The organism is Aneurinibacillus soli, from assembly GCF_002355375.1.
GTDB classification, from domain to species: Bacteria; Bacillota; Bacilli; order Aneurinibacillales; family Aneurinibacillaceae; genus Aneurinibacillus; species Aneurinibacillus soli.
The window spans coordinates 3,775,001-3,777,500 of record NZ_AP017312.1 but is presented as its reverse complement, the minus strand read 5'-3'; the positions used below and the strand labels follow the sequence as shown (position 1 = coordinate 3,777,500).

2 protein-coding genes, 3 tRNA genes, 1 rRNA gene and 1 pseudogene (2 of these 7 cut by a window edge) are annotated in these 2,500 nt (G+C 39.6%); all 7 read left to right on the top strand.

What is annotated here, in order from left to right:
• Nucleotides 1-139: ribosomal RNA gene (locus CB4_RS19085) — 23S ribosomal RNA — on the top strand (it extends 2,800 nt beyond the left edge of the window).
• A 63-nt stretch (nucleotides 140-202) separates the two neighbouring features.
• Nucleotides 203-278 (top strand) — tRNA-Asn (locus CB4_RS19080).
• Nucleotides 279-284: 6 nt separating this feature from the next.
• A tRNA-Arg gene (locus tag CB4_RS19075) sits at nucleotides 285-359 on the top strand.
• Between the two features lie 10 nt (nucleotides 360-369).
• Nucleotides 370-452, top strand: a tRNA-Leu gene (locus tag CB4_RS19070).
• A gap of 216 nt (nucleotides 453-668) precedes the next feature.
• A complete protein-coding gene (locus CB4_RS19065; protein WP_096467286.1) occupies nucleotides 669-1,097 on the top strand; it encodes a Fur family transcriptional regulator in 429 nt (142 codons plus the stop codon).
• A 313-nt stretch (nucleotides 1,098-1,410) separates the two neighbouring features.
• On the top strand, nucleotides 1,411-2,271 hold the full coding sequence (locus CB4_RS19060; RefSeq protein WP_096467285.1) for a nucleotidyltransferase-like protein: 861 nt from the start codon (nucleotides 1,411-1,413) through the stop codon (nucleotides 2,269-2,271).
• A gap of 155 nt (nucleotides 2,272-2,426) precedes the next feature.
• Nucleotides 2,427-2,500: pseudogene (locus CB4_RS21760) on the top strand (IS5/IS1182 family transposase) (its annotated part continues 112 nt past the right edge of the window); the annotation flags it as partial.

Sequence of the window (2,500 nt, the reverse complement as noted above, 5' to 3'; positions counted from 1 at the left end):
GTGAAGCCCCCCTCAAGATGAGATTTCCCACAGCATAAGCTGGTAAGACCCCTTATAGATGATGAGGTAGATAGGTTCGAGGTGGAAGTGCAGCAATGTGCGGAGCTGACGAATACTAATCGGTCGAGGGCTTAACCAATACAACTTACGTTTCGTTTCGATTCAGTTTTGAAGGTGCTATAGCACTTTCATATGGCACTATTCCGCAGTAGCTCAGTCGGTAGAGCAATCGGCTGTTAACCGATCGGTCGCTGGTTCGAGTCCGGCCTGCGGAGCCACAACAAGGGCCTATAGCTCAGGGGATAGAGCACTGGTTTCCGGTACCAGGTGCCTAGGTTCGAATCCTAGTAGGCCCGCCATAATATGTTTGCGGTCGTGGTGGAATTGGCAGACACGCTATCTTGAGGGGGTAGTGATCTATGATCGTGCGAGTTCGAGTCTCGCCGACCGCATATTTAAAAAAATCTCAGAACATCGTTCTGGGATTTTTTTGTATGGCGTGCCCGGCTAATGAACCGGGTCTTATATCGATGGTACTACACACGGCAGTGTGAGAGGGGGAGGAGTGCCCTCTCCTACTGGATTGACAAAAAGTAAAGAGATATCTTACACTTAAGAGCAAATATATAAAAATGAGAATCGTTATTAATTTGAAAAGAGGTCTTGTTATGTCTGTCGCTTCACAACAGGCTTTATTTTATTTGAAAAAAAATGGTGTAAGAATAACCCCTCAGCGCTGCGCAATTTTAAGTTATTTGCTCGAACATATGAACCACCCAACAGTAGAGGAGATATATGAGGCACTAAAATATAAGCTTCCTACAATTAGTGTTGCAACTATATATAATAATCTTCGTCTTTTTAAAGAAATCAATCTTGTATGTGAGCTTACATATGGAGATCATGCCAATCGGTTTGATGCTAATATGAAAGAACATTATCACGCTGTTTGTACGAAGTGTGGGAGCCTAGCTGACTTTTCTTATCCATCTATAGAGAAAGTGGAGAAGCAAGCAAGAGATAGTACAGGCTTTGTAATAGTGGATCATCGTATAGAATTTTACGGTATTTGTCCGCGGTGTAGTAGCAAGTCATAAGTTGTATGTTGGATAAAGGAAACAGGTCGTTTTTCTATATAGAGAAACGACCTGTTTTTTTATACTTATTTTAATAAAGCATCCGCTAAATCAAGAGATAACATATGCAACATAAAAAAATCCTCCTCATATAGCATAAGGAGGAAAAAGAAGGATATAGTTAGTACCTCAGGAAGAGTAAAAGAAATGTACATAAATTATAATAAATCTTCATTAACACTGTGTCAATAGTAGAAGGTGAATTATTTATGCTTGTCGAATGAATTATATTGTTAAAGAAGCTAGTGGAAAGGCATGAGAGGAGCTAGGAAGAATGAAACAGTGGCTGTTGCAAAATGTACCTGAAGGAATTAATCGTAATTTGATTGAATCCATAATTCAGGTTACTCCTTTTCAACAAGGGAGCGCTTTTACAGATGGTATTGAGCTCTTATATATTGTGATTGTGAATACATGTGACAAAAAAATAGAGGTGAAAAATCTAGTTGTAGATGAGCAGAACGTTCAGGTACGTTGGGTAAGTGCTTCTTATTTTTCGCATGTTGTTGAACATCGCTTCCAGCGTAGATTTGTACAATGGGCGTTACAAGGCGAATTGATGTATGATGCAAATGGTTTTATTGAAAATATCCGTCAACTTTTTTGTACCCACCCTTCTTCATTTCATAAGAGAAAAGTCTGTATAGAGTTTTCGTATTTTTTGCGGCAATACCTTGAAGCCAAAGAGTATACGGCACAGGGATTGTTATTAGATGCGTATAGTAATATGTTCAGGGCTTTGCATCACTGGGCCAGACTATCAATTATGCAGGAAGGCTACATCCCGGAAACAGTTGTCTGGAAGCAAGTACAGGAAATAGATTGTTCTATTTATAAATTATATGAAGAACTTATAACAACAAGTGAGCCATTGGAAAAGCGTTTGGAGCTTTTACTGCTGGCCAGTGATTTTTCCATGGTTTCAAAAATTAAAGAATGTAGCGAATTTTTATTTGAGATTATGAAGAGTCGTACTGAGCCGTGGAGTGTAGCTGAGCTTTTTCACCATCCGGCATTTGAAGGGACAGGAATTGACTTGATTCTTTTATTAGAAAAGTTGGTAGGTCGTTCTTTACTGCAACAAGTTTTGGATCCTACAGAGTTTGGCGTTGAAAAAAAGTATATCGTTATTTAAACAAGCAAACCTAATTTTAAATGATAGTCAGGATGATTTTCTACTTTTTGATTGGACTTAGCAACTTTATTCTCTGGTGGAAAGCGGAAGAGAACCACGCCAAGCGATTCAAGAAAACATTCTGAGGGCAGAACTTTATTTCTGACTGTATCGCGCTTGGGGCACCTGTCCAAAAGGAGCAGGCTCGGAAAGATGCCGCTGAATGCAATGCCATCAAAGGTGAATTTGG

Coding starts and splice junctions, on each gene's coding strand:
- CB4_RS19065 (WP_096467286.1), top strand. CDS start 669: ATGTCTGTCGCTTCACAACAGGCTTTATTTTATTTGAAAAAAAATGGT.
- CB4_RS19060 (WP_096467285.1), top strand. CDS start 1,411: ATGAAACAGTGGCTGTTGCAAAATGTACCTGAAGGAATTAATCGTAAT.